Origin of the sequence: Verrucosispora sp. FIM060022 (assembly GCF_003977705.1) — a bacterium.
Taxonomy (GTDB): domain Bacteria; phylum Actinomycetota; class Actinomycetes; order Mycobacteriales; family Micromonosporaceae; genus Micromonospora; species Micromonospora gifhornensis.
The window spans coordinates 197,433-216,605 of the sequence record NZ_RQIV01000004.1 but is presented as its reverse complement, the minus strand read 5'-3'; the positions used below and the strand labels follow the sequence as shown (position 1 = coordinate 216,605).

At 71.2% G+C, this 19,173-nt stretch carries 20 protein-coding genes, 1 tRNA gene and 2 pseudogenes; 7 read left to right on the top strand and 16 right to left on the bottom strand.

All coding sequences use genetic code 11. From position 1 onward, the window contains the following. Positions 1–13: 13 nt before the first annotated feature. Positions 14–562, bottom strand: coding sequence for an OsmC family protein (locus EG812_RS14345; protein WP_013731457.1), 549 nt, complete (start codon positions 560–562; stop codon positions 14–16). A gap of 100 nt (positions 563–662) precedes the next feature. Here EG812_RS14345 and metX point away from each other — a divergent pair, with 100 nt between their 5' ends. Genes metX through EG812_RS14330 form a run of 3 tightly spaced genes read left to right on the top strand, consistent with a single transcriptional unit; the run spans position 663 to position 3,704 of the window. After that, positions 663–1,895, top strand: coding sequence for a homoserine O-acetyltransferase MetX (metX, locus tag EG812_RS14340; RefSeq protein ID WP_126711816.1), 1,233 nt, complete (start codon positions 663–665; stop codon positions 1,893–1,895). Continuing rightward, positions 1,892–3,214, top strand: a complete 1,323-nt coding sequence (locus tag EG812_RS14335) for an O-acetylhomoserine aminocarboxypropyltransferase/cysteine synthase family protein (RefSeq protein WP_126711815.1) — start codon at positions 1,892–1,894, stop codon at positions 3,212–3,214. Before metX ends, EG812_RS14335 begins: the two co-directional genes overlap by 4 nt. A gap of 7 nt (positions 3,215–3,221) precedes the next feature. Then, positions 3,222–3,704 carry a CoA-binding protein gene (locus EG812_RS14330; RefSeq protein WP_126711814.1) on the top strand — a complete coding sequence of 161 codons (483 nt, stop codon included), beginning with the start codon at positions 3,222–3,224 and terminating at the stop codon, positions 3,702–3,704. A 9-nt stretch (positions 3,705–3,713) separates the two neighbouring features. Here the strand turns inward: EG812_RS14330 and EG812_RS14325 are convergent, their stop codons facing one another. The 12 genes and pseudogenes from EG812_RS14325 to EG812_RS14270 all read right to left on the bottom strand — a co-directional run bounded on the left by EG812_RS14325 (position 3,714) and on the right by EG812_RS14270 (position 16,224). Continuing rightward, positions 3,714–4,457, bottom strand: a complete 744-nt coding sequence (locus EG812_RS14325) for an SDR family NAD(P)-dependent oxidoreductase (RefSeq protein WP_126711813.1) — start codon at positions 4,455–4,457, stop codon at positions 3,714–3,716. A 78-nt stretch (positions 4,458–4,535) separates the two neighbouring features. Then, a complete protein-coding gene (locus tag EG812_RS14320; protein WP_126711812.1) occupies positions 4,536–5,681 on the bottom strand; it encodes an RNA polymerase sigma factor in 1,146 nt (381 codons plus the stop codon). Positions 5,682–5,685: 4 nt separating this feature from the next. Beyond that, a complete protein-coding gene (locus EG812_RS14315; RefSeq protein WP_013731451.1) occupies positions 5,686–6,093 on the bottom strand; it encodes a YciI family protein in 408 nt (135 codons plus the stop codon). An 85-nt stretch (positions 6,094–6,178) separates the two neighbouring features. Continuing rightward, positions 6,179–7,159 (bottom strand): DUF2804 domain-containing protein, encoded by a 981-nt coding sequence (locus EG812_RS14310; protein ID WP_013731450.1) that lies wholly within the window; start codon positions 7,157–7,159, stop codon positions 6,179–6,181. Continuing rightward, positions 7,125–7,943, bottom strand: a complete 819-nt coding sequence (locus EG812_RS14305; RefSeq protein WP_158632509.1) for a MerR family transcriptional regulator — start codon at positions 7,941–7,943, stop codon at positions 7,125–7,127. The genes EG812_RS14310 and EG812_RS14305 overlap by 35 nt, the downstream gene beginning before the upstream one ends. A 2-nt stretch (positions 7,944–7,945) precedes the next feature. Beyond that, the gene (locus EG812_RS14300) at positions 7,946–9,196 is read right to left on the bottom strand and encodes an MFS transporter (protein WP_013731448.1); all 1,251 of its coding nucleotides are present in this window, start codon (positions 9,194–9,196) and stop codon (positions 7,946–7,948) included. 218 nt (positions 9,197–9,414) lie between these two features. Further along, positions 9,415–9,488: transfer RNA gene (locus EG812_RS14295), tRNA-Ala, on the bottom strand. Positions 9,489–9,889: 401 nt separating this feature from the next. Beyond that, positions 9,890–10,831: a SepX/GlpR family protein gene (locus tag EG812_RS14290; RefSeq protein WP_193386289.1), complete on the bottom strand. Its 942-nt coding sequence runs from the start codon at positions 10,829–10,831 to the stop codon at positions 9,890–9,892. Positions 10,832–11,020: 189 nt separating this feature from the next. Continuing rightward, positions 11,021–11,662 carry a GNAT family N-acetyltransferase gene (locus tag EG812_RS14285; protein ID WP_013731446.1) on the bottom strand — a complete coding sequence of 214 codons (642 nt, stop codon included), beginning with the start codon at positions 11,660–11,662 and terminating at the stop codon, positions 11,021–11,023. Positions 11,663–11,682: 20 nt separating this feature from the next. Then, a complete protein-coding gene (locus EG812_RS14280; protein WP_013731445.1) occupies positions 11,683–12,996 on the bottom strand; it encodes a molybdopterin molybdotransferase MoeA in 1,314 nt (437 codons plus the stop codon). After that, entirely contained in the window at positions 12,993–13,943 is a 951-nt protein-coding gene (locus EG812_RS14275) for a UTP--glucose-1-phosphate uridylyltransferase (RefSeq protein WP_126711810.1), read from the bottom strand. The genes EG812_RS14280 and EG812_RS14275 overlap by 4 nt, the downstream gene beginning before the upstream one ends. Before the next feature lie 9 nt (positions 13,944–13,952). Then, positions 13,953–16,224: pseudogene (locus EG812_RS14270) on the bottom strand (GGDEF domain-containing protein). Positions 16,225–16,336: 112 nt separating this feature from the next. On the opposite strand from EG812_RS14270, the gene EG812_RS14265 reads away from it, so the two are divergent. Both EG812_RS14265 and EG812_RS29605 read left to right on the top strand, forming a co-directional pair. Then, the gene (locus EG812_RS14265) at positions 16,337–16,975 is read left to right on the top strand and encodes a 5-formyltetrahydrofolate cyclo-ligase (protein WP_502697193.1); all 639 of its coding nucleotides are present in this window, start codon (positions 16,337–16,339) and stop codon (positions 16,973–16,975) included. Continuing rightward, positions 16,972–17,130: pseudogene (locus tag EG812_RS29605) on the top strand (FmdB family zinc ribbon protein); the annotation flags it as partial. The gene EG812_RS14265 and the pseudogene EG812_RS29605, both read left to right, overlap by 4 nt. 62 nt (positions 17,131–17,192) lie before the next feature. Here the strand turns inward: EG812_RS29605 and EG812_RS29600 are convergent. Together EG812_RS29600 and EG812_RS29305 are read right to left on the bottom strand one after the other, a co-directional pair. Then, positions 17,193–17,387, bottom strand: a complete 195-nt coding sequence (locus EG812_RS29600; protein WP_050814533.1) for a hypothetical protein — start codon at positions 17,385–17,387, stop codon at positions 17,193–17,195. Positions 17,388–17,414: 27 nt separating this feature from the next. After that, positions 17,415–17,588, bottom strand: coding sequence for a hypothetical protein (locus tag EG812_RS29305; protein WP_169804606.1), 174 nt, complete (start codon positions 17,586–17,588; stop codon positions 17,415–17,417). A gap of 112 nt (positions 17,589–17,700) precedes the next feature. Between EG812_RS29305 and EG812_RS14255 the strand changes: the two genes are divergently transcribed. After that, positions 17,701–18,039: a hypothetical protein gene (locus EG812_RS14255; protein ID WP_126711807.1), complete on the top strand. Its 339-nt coding sequence runs from the start codon at positions 17,701–17,703 to the stop codon at positions 18,037–18,039. A 30-nt stretch (positions 18,040–18,069) separates the two neighbouring features. On the opposite strand, the gene EG812_RS14250 is transcribed toward EG812_RS14255, so the two are convergent. Further along, entirely contained in the window at positions 18,070–18,555 is a 486-nt protein-coding gene (locus EG812_RS14250) for a DUF2231 domain-containing protein (protein ID WP_013731438.1), read from the bottom strand. Between the two features lie 181 nt (positions 18,556–18,736). Here EG812_RS14250 and EG812_RS14245 point away from each other — a divergent pair, with 181 nt between their 5' ends. Beyond that, complete coding sequence (locus EG812_RS14245) at positions 18,737–19,165, top strand: Fur family transcriptional regulator (protein ID WP_013731437.1); 429 nt, start codon at positions 18,737–18,739, stop codon at positions 19,163–19,165. The last annotated feature ends 8 nt before the right edge of the window (positions 19,166–19,173 follow it).

Below are 19,173 nucleotides of genomic sequence, written 5' to 3'. Positions count from 1 at the left end.
CGCTCGGCCCGCCTCAGGCCACTTCGACCGTGACGTCGGTCGGGTTGGTGAGCGCGTCGAAAACGGCCGATCGCTTCTGCGACTGGGCCACCAGCGCCTGGATATCCTCCTTGGAGGCGTCCGCGTCGATGTTGAAGGTGACCTTGATGTCGTTGAAGCCGTTCCGGACGTCGCCGTCGACGCCGAGGATGCCCCGGATGTCGTGGCTGCCCTCGACCGTCGAGGAGACCGACCGCAGCTGGATGCCCCGGTTCTGGGCGACGGACGCCACGCCGGCGGTCAGGCAGCTGGCCAGGCCGACGAGGAGGTACTCGATCGGGGTGATGCCGTTGTCCTCGGCGGCGAAGACCTCGGGGTGGTCGGCGGAGAACTCCGCCCTGGTCTTGTGGGACTGCTCCTGGCCGAGCCCGAAGAACTTCTCGATCGTGGTGGTGCTGTGCACGCCCTTCTCCCACCTGGACGACGCGCGCCAGGTGAACTGGGCGGCCTCGGGGGCGCCCTTGAGCGCCTCCCGCGCGTCAAGCAGTGCCTGCACGTTCACCCCGTTGTCGACAGTCGACATGCGAAGAATCTCCCGTTCTGCCCGAATTTCCTAGAAGACCTATCGAGATAATCGACAATACACTGGCCCGGCCGGAGTTTGGCTAGCTATCATCGCCCGCATGGCTGCAGCGACCCTGTCGGCCGGCTCGGTCGGCAGCGTCGAGACGCAGCACCTGGACCTGCCGGCCCCACTACCCCTCGATTGTGGACGTGAGCTGTACCCGGTCCGGGTGGCCTACGAGACGTACGGCACCCTCTCGCCGCAGCGCGACAACGTCATCCTCGTCTGCCACGCGCTCAGCGGCGACGCGCACGCGGCCGGCTTCGCCAAGACCCCACCGGCGGCCAGCACGCGCGACGGGTTCGGGGCCGAGGGCCGTGACCGCCCGGCCGACAAAGGCCTCGGCTGGTGGGACGGCATGATCGGCCCCGGCAAGGCCTTCGACACCGACCGCTACTTCGTCGTCGCCACGAATTTGATCGGCGGCTGCCGCGGCACGACCGGCCCCTCCTCGACCGACCCGGCCACCGGCCGCCCGTACGGCTCGGATTTTCCGGTCCTCACCGTGGCCGACATGGTGCGCTGCCAGCGGGCTTTCCTCGACGTGCTCGGCATCGAACGGCTCGCGGCCGTGGCCGGCGGATCGCTCGGCGGCATGCAGGCGCTGGAATGGGCCGTCCGCTACCCCGACCAGGTCGACGCCATCGTGGTGATCGCCTCCACGCACGCCCTGCACCCGCAGGGCGTCGCCTGGAACGCGATCGCCCGGGAATCGATCATGCGTGACCCCGCCTGGCAGGACGGCCACTACTACGGCACCGGCCGGGCACCCGAGGCCGGCATGGGCGTGGCCCGGATGCTCGGGCACATCACCTACCTGTCCGCGCCCGCGCTGACCGACCGGTTCGGCCGGCGGTTGCAGTTCGCCGACGACATCCGCTACACCTTCCGGGACCCGGAATTCGAGGTCGAGAGCTACCTGCAACACCAGGCGGCGTCGTTCGTCCGGCGCTTCGACGCCAACACCTACCTCTACCTGTCCCGCGCGTTGACCTACTTCGACCTCGCTCGGGAACACGGCGCGGGGTCCCTTCGGCGGGCGCTGGCCGGTGTGTCGGCCCGGACGCTGCTGATCGCCTTCAGCTCCGACTGGCTCTACCCACCGGCCGCCTCCGCCGAGATCGAGGAAGCCCTGCACTCCCTCGGTAAGCCGGTCGAGTTCCACCTGATCGAAGCACCCTACGGCCATGACAGCTTCCTGCTCGAGGAAGCCCAGCAGACCCCCATCGTCCGTCGCTTCCTGGCCGAGCAGTGCGCCGGCGAGCGTCGGAGAGCAACGAGGAATCCGTGACAGAACAGCCGAACCGCATCGAGGAAGCCCACGAGTTCGGGTTCGAGACCCGGCAACTGCACGCCGGGCAACGCCCGGACCCGAACACGGGCGCACGGGCGGTGCCGATCTTCCAGACCACCAGCTACGTCTTCGAGGACCCGGAGTCGGCCGCCGCCTACTTCAACCTCCAGGAGTACGGCAACACCTACTCACGGATCATGAATCCGACCGTCGCGGTGTTCGAGGAGCGGATCGCCAACCTCGAAGGCGGTGCTGGTGGGGTGGCCTTCTCCAGCGGGATCGCCGCCCAGGCGGCGGCGTTGTTCACCCTGCTGGAGCCGGGCGACCACGTCGTCGCCTCCGCAGCCCTGTACGGCGGCACGGTCAACCAGCTCAAGCACCTGCTGCGCAAGATGAACGTGGAGCTGAGCTGGGTCGATCCCGACGACCCGGAGGCCTGGCGCAAGGCGCTACGCCCGAACACGAAGGCGTTCTTCGGCGAGACGATCGGCAACCCCGGCGGGAACGTGCTGGACATCGAGACGGTGGCGGGCATCGCCCACGAACACGAACTGCCGCTGGTCGTGGACAACACCTTCGCCACGCCGTACCTCTGCCGACCCATCGAGTGGGGCGCCGACATCGTGGTCCACTCGGCGACCAAGTTCATCGGCGGACACGGCACCAGCATCGGTGGCGTGGTCGTGGAAGCGGGCACCTTCAACTGGTCGAACGGCCGGTTCCCGGTCATCGCCGACCCGTCACCGGCCTACCACGGCCTCCAGTTCCACGAGACGTTCGGCACGTACGGCTATCTGATGAAGCTGCGCGCCGAGACGCTGCGTGATCTCGGCGGCGCACTCGCACCGTTCAACGCGTTCCTGTTCCTTCAGGGTCTGGAGACGCTGTCGCTGCGGATGGAACGGCACGTCGCCAACGCTCGGCGCGTGGCGGCCTTCCTCGAATCGCACCCGCTGGCCTCCAACGTCACCTATCCGGGTCTGCCCGGCAGCAGATACCAGCCACTGGTGGCCAAGTACCTACCACGTGGCCCGGGGGCGGTGTTCTCGTTCGACTGTGCCGGTGGGCGCGACGGTGGGCAGAACCTGATCCGGGGCGTGACGCTCTGGTCCCACCTCGCCAACGTCGGCGATGCCAAGAGCCTGATCATCCACCCGGCGAGCACCACCCACCGGCAGTTGAGCGACGACGAGTTGCGGGCGGCCGGAGTCGGGCCGGGGACCGTACGCCTGTCGGTCGGCACCGAATCCGTCGAGGATCTGATCTGGGACCTCGAACAGGCCTTCGAGCACGTCGCCGCGGCCGGAGAGAGGTGACGAGCGCATGTTCGAAGTCGGGCGATACCAGGACGTGTCAACCATTCAGCGCGCCCTGCACACCACGCGGACGATCGCGGTCGTCGGCCTGTCCGCCAACCAACTGCGGGCCAGCAACTTCGTCGGCTACTACCTGAAGCGACACGGCTATCGGATGATCCCGGTCAATCCCCGGGAGACCGAGATCCTCGGCGAGCGCAGCTACCCGAGCCTGGCCGACGTACCGGTGCCGGTGGACATCGTGAACGTCTTCCGGGCACCGAGCGCCCTGCCGCAGATCGCCCGCGAGGCGGTCGCGATCAAGGCCAAGACGCTGTGGACCCAGTTCGGCGTGATCAACGAGGAGGGCGCCCGGATCGCCGAGGAGGGCGGCCTCACGGTCATCCTGGATCGGTGTCTCAAGGTCGAGCATGCCCGCTACGTGGGCCGGATGCACTGGCTCGGCTTCAACACCCAGCGTGTCACCTCCGTGCGGGGCGGGCTTCAGTAGCCCACCCCGTCAGGCCGTGGCACCGCCGTCGACGGCGATCGACGCGCCGCTGATGTGCCGCCCGCCGTCGCCGACGAGGTGGCTGACCGTGGCCGCCACGTCGGCCGGGGAGGCGTACCGGCCAAGGGCGATCTGGGCGCGCTGGGCGTCGGCAGCGGCGCTGTCCGCCGGATTCATGTCGGTGTCGGTGGAACCGGGCAGGATCAGGTTGACGGTGATGCCACGCGGGCCGAGTTCCCGGGCCAACGCCCGGGTCAGCCCGTTGACCGCGCTCTTGGTCATCGCGTACGCGCTCACCCCGGGCGCCGCCACCCGGCTGGAGAAGCTGCTGCCGATGTTGACGATCCGCCCACCGGCGCCCATGTGGCGGACCGCCGCCTGGGTGGCCAGGTACACCCCGCGCACGTTCACCGCGACCGCCCGGTCGAGGTCTTCGAAGCTGACCGACTCGATCGGCCCGCCGGCGAACACCCCGGCGTTGTTGACCAGGATGTCCAGCCGCCCGAACTCGGCGACGGTCCGCTCGACCGCACCCACGATCGCCGCCGGGTCGGCACTGTCCGCGCTTATCGACAAACCTCGCCGACCGTACGCCTCGATGTCGGCGACCACGGCCTTCGCGCTCGCCTCGGCGGCGCGGTAGGTGAACGCGACGTGGATGCCGTCCTCGGCCAGCCGGCGCGCGACGGCGGCGCCGATGCCCCGGCTTCCGCCCGTGACAAGTGCAACCCTGTGCCCAGATCGAACCGTCATGGCTGCAATCCTGACAGTCGACTCAGGACGCGAGTCGACCGGGTCGCTGGTTGACTGACCCCGCGATCAGCCGGTGCATCAGCGGGACAGGCTGGTGTTGAGGCGTGCCGCCTGGCGGGTCAGGTGATCCCGTTCGGCGAGGTTGGGGGCCTTGCGGGCGGCCTCGGCGTACAGGCGCGCCGCCGTCACCGGGTTGCCGTCGCGTTCGTGCAGGTACGCCGCGACCGCCGTGTGCCGGGGCAGCGACTCGTCCAGCACCGCGAGCGCCGCCAGACCGGCACGCGGACCGTCGGCCTCCCCGACGGCGACCGCCCGGTTGAGTCGTACGACCGGGCTGTCGGTCAGGTGCGCGAGTTCGTCGTACCACTCGACGATCTGCACCCAGTCGGTCTCCTCGGCGGCGCGGGCGTCGGCGTGCAGTGCCGCGATGGCGGCCTGGGCCTGGAACTCGCCCAGTCGGTCCCGCGCGAGCGCCGCCTGGAGGATCGCGATGCCCTCGGCGATCGCGGTGGTGTCCCAGCGACCCCGGTCCTGCTCGGCGAGCGGCACCAGGCTGCCGTCCGGCCCGGTCCGGCTCGCACGGCGGGCATGGTGCAGCAGCATGAGGGCGAGCAGCCCCGCCACCTCGGGATGGTCGATCACCGCTGCGAGTTGCCGGGTCAGCCGGATCGCCTCGGCGGCCAGGTCGACGTCACCCGAGTAGCCCTCGTTGAAGACCAGGTACAGCACCCGCAGCACGGTGGCGACGTCGCCCGGCTGGTCGAACCGCACCACCGAGACGGTGCGCTTGGCCCGGCTGATGCGCTGCGCCATGGTCGCCTCGGGCACCAAATACGCCTGGGCGATCTGGCGGGTGGTCAGCCCGCCGACCGCGCGCAGCGTGAGCGCGACGGCCGACGACGGCGTCAGCGACGGATGGGCGCAGAGGAAGTACAGCGCCAGCGTGTCGTCCACCGAGGGTGCGGGCCCGGGTGCCGGTTCCTCGTCGAGGAGGTCCTCCCGCCGGCGGCGTGCGGCGTCCGCCCGGGCCACGTCGAGAAACCGACGCCAGGCCACGGTGATCAGCCAGCGTTGCGGATCCCGTGGCGGCTCGGTGGGCCACGTCCGGATCGCCTCGACCAGCGCGTCCTGGACGGCGTCCTCGGCCGCCGCGAAGTCGGCTCCGCGGCGGACGAGGGCCCCGAGCACGCCCGGGATGAGGCTCCGGAGCAGTGCCTCGTCCATCAGGTCACTGCGTGATGGTGGGCGGCGCGGCCAGGAATGGGCGCACCTCCAGCCACTCGTGGATCGGCTTGCCGCCCGCCCCCGGCGCGGCCGACAACTCCCCGGCCAACTCGATGGCCCGCTGGTAGCTGTCGACGTCGATGATCATCCACCCGGCGATGAGATCCTTGGTCTCGGCGAACGGACCGTCCGTGACCGGTGGACGACCCTCCCCGTCGTACCGTACGAAGGTCCCCTCCGGGGCGAGCGCCTGGCCGTCAACGAACTCGCCCGTCGCCTCCAGCCGGGCCGCGAAGTCGCTCATGTACTGCATGTGCGCCGAGATCTCCTCCGGCGTCCACTGGTCCATGGGCACGTCGTTGACCGCAGCCGGCGCACCGCGGTAGTGCTTGAGCAGCAGATACTTCGCCATGGTGGTTCTCCTCGATGCCTGTGCGACCCATTCTGGCCGCTTCCACCCAGGGGACGGAGCCAACCACCGGATCTCGACATCCCCGCTACCAGCGATTGCGCGCTTCCTCGGCCCAACCGACCAGACCGTCCAGGTCGACCCGCTCACCATCATCGGTCGTCGCCCAGCCGGTGAAGTGCCCGAAACACTGGTGTGTCTCGTTGGCGAGCACACCGAGGTTCGTCCGGGCCACCTTCTCGTGGAACGGGTGGAACCGTACGTCCACCCGCTCGCCGTTGATCCGCCACGGCCGCAGCCAGTCGGCGCGGTCGTACTCCCAGCGCAACTCGTCGCCGATCTTGTGCAGGCGGCCGTCGACGAAGAGGCCGTTCTCGGTCGAGCCGGTGCCGTCGGTCCACCGGCCGCCGAGTTGGATGGCCCGGCCCGGGCCGCTGCCGGCGGCCCAGTTCCAGCGGATCGAGTACGGCCACCGCCCGCGCCCATGATCCAGTACGGCGAAGGAGTCGGCGTCGTCGACCACGTGCGGCACCCCGTCGACCCGCAGGGTGCCGTGCACCGGGCGACCGACGTCCTTGACCGTGTACTGGAACCGGCGACTGCTCCAGGGCACCACCACGCCGAGCGACTCGTGCCCCGGCGGCAGCGGCACCACCAGATCGACCTCGATGCCTGCGGCGCTGGCCCGGATCGTGGTCCCCGTCGCCGACTGGTCGATGTCGATCGAGATCCCGCCGCCACGGGCCCGCACCTCACCCGCCCCGCTGACCGGCGGGAAGGCGGTGCCGCGCGCGAACGGCACCACCGCGCCGCGGTCGATCTCGACCTTCGTCGTACGGTCGAGCACGTAGAGGCTGTGCACCCCGGCGTAGTCCAGCGACGAGGCGACCAGGCCGACGATGTGCTGCGGGGTGACGATCCCCCAGTACTCCCACCGCTTGTTGCGGCCCCAGCCACGCAGGTTCGCCCGGTGTACGGGACGACGACTCCACCCCACCGCGTCGGGCCAGAGCCGTCCGTCGGCCAGACACAGGTCAACCGGCTCGGTGATCTCCTTCTCGTGCGTCACGACGCGAGCGTAGCCACTGCTCATCGCCTTGCCGCTGCATGGTTTCGCCTGGGGTGCTGCCCCCAGTCTCGGAGGGCAACTGGTCGTGGATGAGACGCATGACGCGCCGTTGGGCCTGGTTCATGTTCTCGGCCGCGACCGCGCCGACGACATCGGCGTTCGCCCGACCGCTGCCGATGTCCGGGAACGTCTCGTAGTTGGCGGCGATGAATGTCTTGAGCGCGGTGGCCGCGCGACCGGCGAGGGTGACGATCTCGTCCTCCGACGCCTCGGCGGGCAGTTCGAGGATCGCCGTGTTGATGCGTCTCAACTCCTCGGGTACGCCTTCGAGGACCGCGACGAGAGCGGTCATGTCCTCCCGCGGGATCAGGTGGGACAAGATGATCGCGACGTCACGTGATGCGGGGTCGCGTCCCAGTGTCTCCATGGCAACCAGCGCTTCGGGTGACAGGTCGGGCGAGACACCGAGGCGGATCAGCTCGTCGATCTCGGCGCGGATGCGTTCGAGTCTGCCGATCGTGGTGTCGAGTTCCGCACGTAGCCCGTGCAACGACTCCTGGCCGTACTCCTCCGATTTGAGCATGCGCGCCACGTCGTCCAGAGCGAACCCGAGACCGCTGAGCCGGCTGATGCGCAGCGCGAGAATGAGATGCCGCGCGCCGTACTGTTTGTAACCGTTCGTCAGGCGCTCCGGTTCGGGAAGCAGCCCGATGTCATGCCAGTGGCGGATCGACCGCAGGGTGACCCCTGCCAGGTCCGCGAGTTGCCGAGTGCTCCACGCCACGATCAGCCCTCTGCTTCCGCTGCCGGATTCAGCCTGTCCAACGACCGGAAGGCGGGGGCGCAGAGCGCGACGATGACGGTCAGCACGATGACGACCGCGAGCCCGATGCCGGCCATCTCCAGCCCGCGACCCGAAGCGATCGCGGCGATGGGGGCCGCGGTGAGCGCGGGGGCGGCGAGCATGAGCGCATTCTGTACGCCGAGCACCCGTCCGCGCAGCTGGTCAGGGGTCGCCTCGATGGTCGCCACGCCCAACACCGCCGACATGGGACCGTTCGTCAATCCGATGAACACGGCTGCGGCGAGCACCAGCCACGGCGCTGCCAGCAGACCGATCACGGTGAACCCGATGCCGACGCCGACCATCCCGACCACGAACCAGGTACGACGCGACACCTTGCCCACTGTCGCCGCGTAGATGACGGCGCTGACCAGGCTGCCGGCCGCGATCCCCATCGCGGCGAAACCGCTGAACTCGGGCAGATTCTCGCCCGTGAAGTAGGCAGGCATGATCGTGGTCTGCAACGCCACGATCACCGCGATGAGCACCGCCGACAGCATGCTCACCCCCAGCACCAGCCGATGCCCGAGCAGGAACCGCCACCCGGCCACCAGATCAGCGACCACGGTACGCACACCCGCCCGCGCGGCAGCCCCGTCCCGCCGGTTGACTTCTCCCGCCCTCGGCGACATCGCGAACGACAGCAACGCCGCGGCAACGCTCATCCCAGCCGTGATGAACAAGGTGGCGGAGTTCACCCCGACCAGCCACACCAGCAACCCGCCCAGACCGGGCCCGACCAGCACCAGCGCACCCGCCAACGCCTCGCGCACACCGACCAGCCGGTCCAACGCGCCCGGCTTACCCCCGTCGAGTTCAACGAGCCGGGGCAGCAACGTCTCCCGCGCCGTCATCCCCGGCATGTCACCGAACGAGCCGAGCACGCCCAGCACAATGAACCACGTCAGGTTCAACCCCCACAGGGCGTCCACGACCGGCAATGCCGCGACCGACACCGCCGACAGCACATCGCTGACAATCGACACGGTCCGCCGGTTGACCAGGTCCACGATCACCCCGGCCAGCACGCCGACGACCGCAGCGACAGCGGCGGTCACCGAGGCAAGAATCCCGGCCGCGAGAATGTCACCCGTCTGCGCAAGCACCAGCAGCGGAAACAGGACCGACGCGACCCCGTTCCCCAGCAGAGACAGGCTGTACGACCCCAGATAAGCCCACGTGCTTCGACCCATGCGCCAAGGACACACCATGCCGCCACGGCACAGTCAAACCCTGACCACCGTCCCGGCCGCCACACAGCCACCAGCAGCGCAGCGCTGGCCACCTCTTTCGAGGCCTCGCCGGAAGGATCAGAAGCGGCACCAGAAGCAAGCCGGCCGCGCTACTGCCTCATTGCCGCACAAGATCGAAAAGGCCGTCTCCGACGAGCGGAAACGGCCTTTGAACTGGGTGGAGCTGAGGGGATTTGAACCCCTGACCCCCTCGATGCGAACGAGGTGCGCTACCGGTCTGCGCCACAGCCCCTCCGCCGGTAAACCGGCGTCGGTCCCACCCGGCTGTCACCGGGCGGGCCGGCGCCAAGGCTAACAGGTCGACCACCTCCACCGCGAACCGCCCCGCCCAGCCGCTTCCGCTTCAGGGTGGTCGCGCAAGTTCGGCGATGTTGCGGTGTCTGCCCCAGTCATATACCGCAACATCGGCGAAATGAAGTCGATCACGCGCCGCCGCGAGCCGCGAGGGCCGGGATACGACGGCCAGGCGCGGGAGGCCGTCCGCACGGAGGGCCAGACGCGCCGGCCGACCGGACGCGAGCCGACCAGGCGCGAGCCGACCAGGCGCGAGCCGACCAGGCGCGAGGAGACCGGACACGGGGAGACCGGACACGGGGAGACCGGGCGTGGAGGGCCGCGCGTGGGGCGAGGCGGTCAGGCGGAGTGGGAGCCTCGGCCGGCTTCGTAGGGGCGGCCGCGGAGACCGCCGGTGCGGCGGTAGGAGACCGAGCCGCCGTTGGCGGCGGGTGGTAGGTCGGCGGGGCGGTCGAGGCCCATGGCGGCGCGCCGGACGGCTTCCCGCTGGGCGGCCAGGCGACGTTGGGCCTCGCGGCGGGCGGCGGCGCGGCGGGCCTGCTCGCGGCGTACCTCGGCTTGGCGGGCGGCGAGCCAGGCGGCTTCGCGGGCGCGGGCGCGGCGGCGACGCTGGTCGGCAAGCGCGCGGGCGCGCAGGTGTACGACGTACACCAGCAGGAGGGTGGCGGTGACCGCGAAGCTGATCCAGAAGCCGGGGCCGACCACCGCGACGCCGACCATCTCGACGGCGTTGAGCAGGAACAACGCGGCGAGCACCCGACGGCGACGGTAGATCGCCGGGGTGTGCGGGCGACGGCGGTCGGGACGGCGACGACCCCGACCTGCTGCGGGCGGCACAGACCGCAGCCGGCTCGGCCGCCCGGACCGACGCGACAGCGCCCCGCCGGACTCCCCGGAGCGGCCAGAACGCGCTCCACCGGACCGGCCAGAAGGAGATCCACCGGACCGACCGGACGAAGGGCCACCGGAGCGGCCGGACGGTGAATCCGCCGGCTCGTCGGAGCGGCGGCGCTGGGCGGGTACGCCGGAGACCGGAGGGGCGAGTTCACCCGAGGCGGCATCCTCGCTGAGCGTGACGACGAGGGCGCGGGGCGCGTTGACGGGGCGGCGTCCGGGGACAGTACGGCGTCGTCGGCGGCGCTGGAGCACCCGCGCCGTCGACTGCGCCCGCTCCGCCACCAGCCGCTCGGCGGCGTCGTACCGGCGAACCAACGCCGGAGCGAGGGCGAGCAGACCGGCGGCGGCGAGGACGGCGAGGAGCACCGAGGTCGGCACCCTCACCCCTCCCGTCACCAGATTCGAAGCAACCGCCGACCGGCCGCAGAATCTTTCACCGAACGGCGTCGGCGACGTGAAACATGCGGAGCGGGCAGCGCCTGCCGCAGCTTGCAGTTACTTGAGGTTACGGGTCAGGGTCGCCGGAACCACCGCGCCGCGCCGATCCTGCACGTGGGACGCCTCACGGCGTGATCATGGCGTACGGGCACGTAGCCGGTGCCAGCGGGCCAGCAGCCCACCCTCGGCGGCGACTTCCTCACTGGTCATCGCGTATCCGATGTGGTCGCGCCAGGCGCCGTCGATGTGCATGTAGCGCGGGTGGTACGCCTCCTCGCGGAAGCCCAGCTTCTCCACCACCCGGCGCGACGGCCGGTTCTCCGGCCGGATGTTGACCTCCACCCGGTGCAGCCCACCCGGGCCGAAGGCGTGGTCGACGACGAGGGCCAACGCGGTCGGGATCACGCCCCGGCCGGCGACCCGGCGGTCCACCCAGTAGCCGACGTAGCCGGAGCAGAACGCGCGGCGCACGATGTTGCCCACGTTGATGTGCCCGACCAGACGCTCCTCGCCGTCGGCGTAGAGGCAGACCGCGAACGGCATGCCCTCACCGGTACGTGCCGATCGCCGCTGGTCGCGGTACACCCACCGGAAGGTGGCCGGCGAGTTCAGCTGGTCCCAGTCACCGCCCAGCGACGACTCCCAGGGGGCCAGCCACTCACGGTTGGCGCAGCGCACCTCCGACCAGGCCATCGCGTCGGAGCGCCGGTACGGCCGCAGGGTCACCGGACCGTCGGTGAGTACCGCCGGCCAGCCGGGTGCCTGTCGGAACCGCACCTGTCCTCCACGTTCCAGCGTCAGCGTCGGCGGTCGAGCAGCAGCACGTCCACCGTGGAGCCGGCGGCGGCGGCGGTCACCCGCTCGCCAAGTACGAGAAGTCCATTCGCCTCTGCCAGGCCGGAGAGGGTGAACGGGCCGCCATTGAGCGGTTGGACAGTGTAACCCCCGCCTCGCCGCTCGGCGACGTGCGCGGGCCGGAACTCGCGCAGACCTGCGGGTGAGGAGACGGTCTCCAGCAGGTGTGCCCGCACGCTGGGCCGGAAGACCGGTTCGGCGCCGGCGAGCAGGTTGATCGCCGGACGGGCCAGCACCTCGAAACCGATCATCGCGGCACCCGGGTCGCCGGGCAGGCAGACCACCGGCACCTCCTCCGCGCCGACCGTGCCGAAGCCGAGCGCGGTTCCGGGGTAGAGCGCCACGTCGGTGAAGGTGACCGGGCCGGCCCGGTTGCCCTCCCGGCGGGACAGGATGCGACGGACCATGTCACCCGGTCCGGTGCCGGTGCCGCCGGTGGTGATGATCAGGTCGGCCCGCAGCGTCTGGTCCTCCAGCAGGCCGCGCAGCCCTTCCGGGTCGTCGTCGCAGATGCCCACCCGGTACGCCAGCGCGCCCGCCTCCGCCGCGGCGGCGGTCAACGCGTGCGAGTTGGCGTCCACCACCTGACCGGGCTGGCTGCCCCGGCCCACGTCGACAAGTTCGTCGCCGGTGGCCACGATCACCACCCGCGGGCTGGGGCGGACCACCACGTGCCCGATGCCGGTGGCGGCGAGCACCGCCACCAGCGCCGGCGAGACGTACGTGCCGGAGCGGGCCAGCACCGCACCGGCGGCCACCTCCTCGCCGGTGCGGCGTACCCCGTATCCCCGCTTGGGGACGCGGAAGATCTCCACCGCCGCCATGCCCTGGTCGGTCCACTCCACCGGCACCACCACGTCGGCGGCGATCGGCAGCGGCGCACCGGCGGCGACCGAGAAGCACGAGCCCGGGGTGAGACGCACCGGACGCCAACTGGCCGCGCCCAGGTCACCGACCACATTGAGCCGTACGGTGCGGCCGGCGGCCCCGCCCGACTGGGCCGGGACGTAGATCGCGCCCCGGCCCCCGCCGGCGATGTCCTCCCAGCGCGCGGCGTACCCGTCCACGGCCGCCTGGTCGAAGGCCGGGAACGAGTGCGGCGCGACGACGTCCTCGGCGAGGACGTTGCCGTGCGCCTGGGTGAGGTCGAGGTCGAGTGGAGGCAGCGCGCGTAACCTGCGCAGCACACTGCCCAGGTAGTCGGCGAGCGGCGTCAACCCGTTTTCGGCCGCCTCGGCGTCGGCCGTCGCGGTCATGTATCCCGACCGCCCGACGCGTCGGAGTTGACGAATTCGGCAAGCCACTTGCGGAACTCGCTGCCCAGGTCCTCGCGCTCGGCGGCGATCTGCACCACGGTCTGGAGGTAGCCCAGCGGCATGCCGGTGTCGTAGCGGGTGCCCCGGTAGACGATCGCGTGCACCGGGGTGCCCTCGGTCCGCAGCAGTTCCATCGCGTCGGTCAGCTGGATCTCACCGCCACTGCCCGGCCGGGTGCGACGGATGGCATCGAAGATCTTGCCGGGCAGGACGTAGCGGCCCAGCACGGCGAGGTTGCTCGGCGCCTCTTCCGGCGTCGGCTTCTCGACCATGCCGGTGACCTTCACGACCTCGCCGATGTCGGTCAGCTCGGCCTCCGCCGGCTCGACCGAGGCGATGCCGTACCGCTTGGTCTCGGCCGGGTCGACCTCGAAGAAGGCCAGCACCACGCCGCCGGTACGGGCCTGAAGCTCCAGCATGGCCGGCAGCAGCGGCTCGGAGGGCTTGACGAACTCGTCGCCGAGCAGCACCGCGAAGGGCTCGTCACCGACGTGCGACTCGGCGTACCCGACGGCGTGGCCGAGACCCAGCTGCTCGGGCTGCCGGCAGGTGTAGATGGCCGCCAGTTCTTCGGTCCGCTTGACGGCGGCCAGCAGGTCAGGTTTCTCCGCGAGCCGCTCCTCCAGGTCGGGCCGGCGGTCGAAGTGGTCGACCATCGATGTCTTGCCGCGGCCGGTGATCAGCAGAATGTCGCCTATGCCGGCCTGCGCGGCCTCCTCGACGATGTACTGCAACACCGGACGGTCGACGACCGGCAACAGTTCCTTGGGAACCGCCTTGGTGGCCGGCAGGAACCGGGTCGCCAGGCCCGCAGCCGGGATCACGGCCTTGACGGCACGGGGGCGACCGGTGGCGGCCGCTGAGGGGTTCGCTGAGTGCTCCGACATGTCGCGAGACTATCGGCCACGGCCGCACCTCGGCGGGTGAGGACCGGAAGACGCGCCGCCCACCCGACCGGTTCAGCCGGTGCGGGGCACAACCGTCTCAGGCGGACTCGTCGCGTTCGGCCAAGGCACCGGTGGCGTCGACAGGACCAGCCCGGGGCAGGCCGTCGATCGGGCTGCTCGTCACGGCCGACACCGACATCTCCCGGGTGGGAGGCGCCGCGTGGGCGGCCCGTACACCGGTTCCCCCGTCGCCCGGGTCGGTGATCCGACTCGTGTCCTGCGCCACCCGCCAGGTGTCCCGGCCGGCCGCCTTGGCGGCGTAGAGCGCCTCGTCCGCCGCTTCCAGCACCCGCAGTCCGGTCTCGGCGTGATCGGGATAGACGGCGATGCCGATGGAGACGGTGAACCCGATGGACTCCTGCACGCCCGCGTGCCCCAACACGGTGACCGGTGTGTTGCGGGTCGCCGCGCCGAGCCGCTCGGCGACGATCGTGGCACCTCGGGCGTCGGTCTCCGGCAGCAGCACCACGAACTCCTCCCCACCCTGGCGGAAGGCGAGGTCCACCTCGCGGATCTCGCCGCGAACCCGGCGGGCGAACTCGGCCAGCACGGTGTCGCCGGCCGCATGCCCGTACGTGTCGTTGATCTTCTTGAACCGGTCGAGGTCGAGGACGAGGACACTGACCATCCGACCGAACCGGTTGGCCCGCTCCACCTCACGACGCAGCGACTCACGCAGGTAGCGGTAGTTCCACAGGCCGGTCAGCGGGTCGGTGAGCGACAGCCGTTGCGCCTCCTCGTGGACGCGTACGTTGTCCACCGCCACCGCCACATGCCCGGCGAAGGTTTGCAGGGTTGCCAGGTCGTCGTCGTCGAACTCCTCCCCGCCGAGTCGGTCGTAGAGAGCGAGCACCCCCAACGGCCGGGCCGACGCCGCGGCGTGCGCCGGTTCCTCCCCGGCGCGGCTGTCCGCGGTTCTGCCGGCCTCCGGCGCGGCGAACGGCACCGCGATGTACGTCCCGCACCGCGGCTCGCCGGGGGCGGCGGCCTCCATCCGTCCCCGGCAGGGCTGGCCGGTGGCCGCGACCGCACCCACCACGCTGCCGCCCAGCGGCACCTGTGGTGTCCCGGTGCCGGCCCAGTGCTCGTCGAGGCCCTCGGTGCACTGCGCGACGAGCATCCCGCCCGGCTCGGTGAGCAGGACGGCGCCGGCCCGGGCTCCGGTCGCCGCGAGTGCGCTGTGCAGGATCACCCGCAGGATCCGTTGCAGGTCGTGCGTACTGGCCAGGGTGTCGCCGAGCACGGCGAGGTGGCCTCTCAGCTGGTCCCGGCTGCTGGCGAGCGCCGCCAGGTAGCCGCCGGCCTCCCGGGTCATCCGGTTGAACGCCTCGGCCAACCGGCCGATCTCGTCGCCGCTGCGTACCGGCACCCGGGCGGTCAGGTCCCCGGCGGCGACCCGGTCCACCGCGCCGGCCAGTTCCACAAGCGGCCGGGTGGTCACCCGGGCCAACCGCCACGCCACCGCCACGCCCAGCAGGGCCGCCAGCAGCACGACGGCGATCAGCACCGGGTAGAGCCCGGCTGGCTGGTCACTGGGCACCGACAGCACCAGTGGGAGGGGTTGCCCCGGGGTGGGGCCGACCCGCCGCAGGTAGCGCCCGTCGGGGGTGCTGGTCACGCCTTCCTCGTGCAGCGCAGAGGCGGCGGCCAGGACGGCCTCCGCGCCGCCGTCGGACTCGGTGGAGTGGGCCACTGTGAGGGTGGGGGCAGCACCGTCGAGCAGGGTCACCGCGACCCCGGTCACCGCCGCCAGTCGGGCGACGAGCATCGGGTCGACCGGCTGCGCCGCGGTGACCGTACCCAGCACCGCGCCGCCGATGTCGTGCAACTCGACCCGAACCGCGAGCGCGGCGACCGGCCCGGTCGGCCGGGCATGGTCGCCGCAGTCCCGCCAGGGGGCCGGCGGAGCGTTCGGGGTGGCCACGATGATCTGTCCGGTCACGTCGGTGACCTGCACGGCTGCGGCGAGTCCCCGCCCGACCACCTGGGTGGCGGCACCCCGGTGGTCGGCGGTCAGGGCGACAGCGTCCGCAGCGGCCCGTAACTGCTGGCAGAGAGCGTCGATCGAGGTACGCGCGGCAGCGGCGGCCACCGCCAGCCGTTCCGTGGCGCGGCTACGGTCCACCGCCGTCACGGTCGAGGCGACGAAGACGGCCCCGAACAGGATCGGGCCGAACGCCACGGCCAGGAAGGCTGCTGTCAACCGCCCGCGTAGCGTCAACACTTCCCCCCGGAAGTTGCGCGACCGTTGCCTGCGATGCTGACACAGAGCAACCACAGGACGAGCGTTGCGTGAGGAGTGTTGCGTGCCGGAATTTGCGGAAGACGCGGAAGTGACACATGACGCGAAGCGAGCGGTGCGGGTCGAGCTGCTCGCCCGCCGTCGGGCCCTGACCGAAACCGAGCGCCACGCAGCTGCGGCGCGCGTCCAGGACGAGTTGGCTGCCCTGGTACGCCGACTGCGGCCGGCCCGGGTCGCCGCGTACGTGCCGGTCGGCAGCGAACCCGGCGGAGCGCAACTGCCGGCGGTGCTCGCCGCCGCGCTGCCGCCCACGGCGCAGTTGCTGCTGCCGGTCCTGCGCGACGATCTGGATCTGGACTGGGCCGCCTGGGCCGGGCCGCAGGCGCTCGTGGCCGCCGGCCGGGGCATCCGGGAACCGGCCACGCCCCGGCTGGGGCTGACCGCGATCGCCACCGCCGACCTGGTCGTCGTACCCGCCCTCGCGGTGGACCGCCGAGGCGTACGCCTGGGCCGGGGTGGCGGCTCGTACGACCGGGCGCTGGCCCGGGTGCCGGCGAACGTCCTGACGGTGACGCCGTTGTACGACGGGGAACTGCTCGACACCCTCCCCGCCGAACGCCACGACCGGCCGGTACGCGCGGTCGTCACCCCGGCCAGTGGTCTGCTCCCGCTCGACACCCTCTCGGGTGTCGTGACCCACACGTCCGCTGGACGAATCGGGCCCCGATGACGCACCATTGGCACTCGAACACGTCGAGTGCCAACCCGGCCGTATCAGATCCGGAGGAGAACGTGCCCACCTACCAGTACGCCTGCACCGCGTGCGGTCACCAGCTCGAGGCGGTGCAGTCCTTCTCTGACGAGCCGCTGACCGAGTGCCCCGCGTGCGAGGGGCGACTGCGGAAGATGTTCAACTCCGTCGGCATCGTCTTCAAGGGCTCCGGCTTCTACCGCACCGACTCCCGCTCGTCCGGCTCGGAGAGCACGTCGAGCAGCACCACGAGCAAGTCCAGCGGATCCGACTCGTCCTCCTCCGGCACGAGTACGCCGTCGAGCCCGTCGAGCAGCTCGTCGTCCGGTTCGACAGGCGGTTCGTCGAGCGGTTCCTCCGGCGGTGGCAAGGCACCGGCTGCCGCCAGCACCTCCTGAGTCGGCCGGTCGCCGGCGCGTCAGTCCCAGTGCGGCGGGCGTTCGGCCAGCAACCGGTCGTCGTTGTCGCCGGTCCGCTCGCCCCACCCCTGGTCGGTGTCGTCGGCGGTCTGCTCGGGCAGCACCGTGAAGTCGTCGCCCAGGTCGACCACCCGGTCGTCGTCGCCCCGGCTGCGGGGTTCCTGCGTCATCACGAGGCGCAAGGTTAGCCTGCGCCGTGACCGGCGCGCTGATCGAGCTGCACTCACCGGCACGGCGGGGCGGCCTGACCGTCTCCAGGCGGTGCGGTTGGTAGCGTCGGACGGCGTGACGACCTCCCGACCCGGCCCGACCTCTGACGAGCCGTGGCGTCGACCCGAGACCGACGACGGGGCCGCCTCCGGCGAGCCGACGCCGCCGCGACCGACGCCGGGTGGCGGGCCGGTCGGCTATTCCGGGCCGCCACCGACCGTCGCGCCGCCGACCGGCTGGCGGCCACCGGTGCACCTGCAGGCCAACCCGCCCCGACAGTTGCCGCCGCAGGACATGATCGCCCTCGACGCGCAGGAACAGCGGGCCCAGCGGGTGACCTGGGGGGTGGGCGCGGTCGCCGGCGTGGTCCTCGTGGCGTTGGTCTGCCTGCTCTGCACCCGGGCGCTGTTCTGACGCGAACCCGGATGCCGCACCGGGGCACTGCTACTCGAAGGTGTTGCCCCAGACCATCTCGGCACCGGAGTGCCCGGTGAGCCAGACGTAGACCAGTGCGGCCACCCCGAGCCCCAGCACCAGCACCGACAGCACCGGGGCAGCCCAGTTGGGCAGCTTCGGCAGCCGGTCGTGACGGCCGGTCGCCACCAGCAACAGCACGACCGCCACGGCCAGTCCCAGGGTGATCCAGAACAGCACGTCGCCGTACTCGGCATGCTCGTTGATCTTGTCGAGGATCTCGCCGGAGAAGCCGCGCGCGATCTGCCGCTCCTGCAACGCCTCGCCGGACTGCACGCTGACCCACGCGGTGATCGGGGCCACCACCGCCAGGGCCGCCACCGCCCAGTCCAGGCGGGCCCGGAACCGGGGCAGCGCGACGTACGCGAGGGCGAGCAGCACCAGCAGCGGTACGAAGACCACGACCGCGTGCACCACCAGCACGTGCAGGGGTAGGCCCAGCGCCTTCTCGAACATCGACACCTCCGGCTTGATGATCGTGGCTGTCAGCGTACGGCGCGCCGGATCGCCCGCCCATCGCCCTGCTGGTTCACACGCCGGGCCGATCCGCACGGTTCAACCGTCGGGCTGATCAAACCGCCGGCGCCGGGGCCCGCGTCTGGTTGTCGCCAAGAGTTCGGCGTGTTGTCATTGACGCATGCCAACCGGCGAGGAGCTGCTCCGGTCGAAGGGCCTGCGGGTCACCCGGCCCCGCCTCGCCGTGCTCGACGTCCTGGCCGGCGGTGGCCACCTCGAAGTGGACGAGATCACCCGCCAGGTGCGGGAACGCCTCGACTCCGTCTCCACCCAGGCGATCTACGACGTGCTGGGGGCGCTCTCCCGCGCCGGCCTGTCCCGCCGGATCGAGCCGGCCGGCAGCCCGGCCCGGTACGAGGCCCGGGTCGGCGACAACCACCATCACGTGGTGTGCCGTGGCTGTGGCGAGATCGCCGACATCGACTGTGCGGTCGGCGACGCCCCCTGCCTCGACTCCGGGACCGCCCACGGCTTCCAGGTCGACGAGGCGGAGGTCACCTTCTGGGGTCTCTGCCCGGCCTGCCAGACCCGCCGTGCCATTGATCACTGACCGTGCGC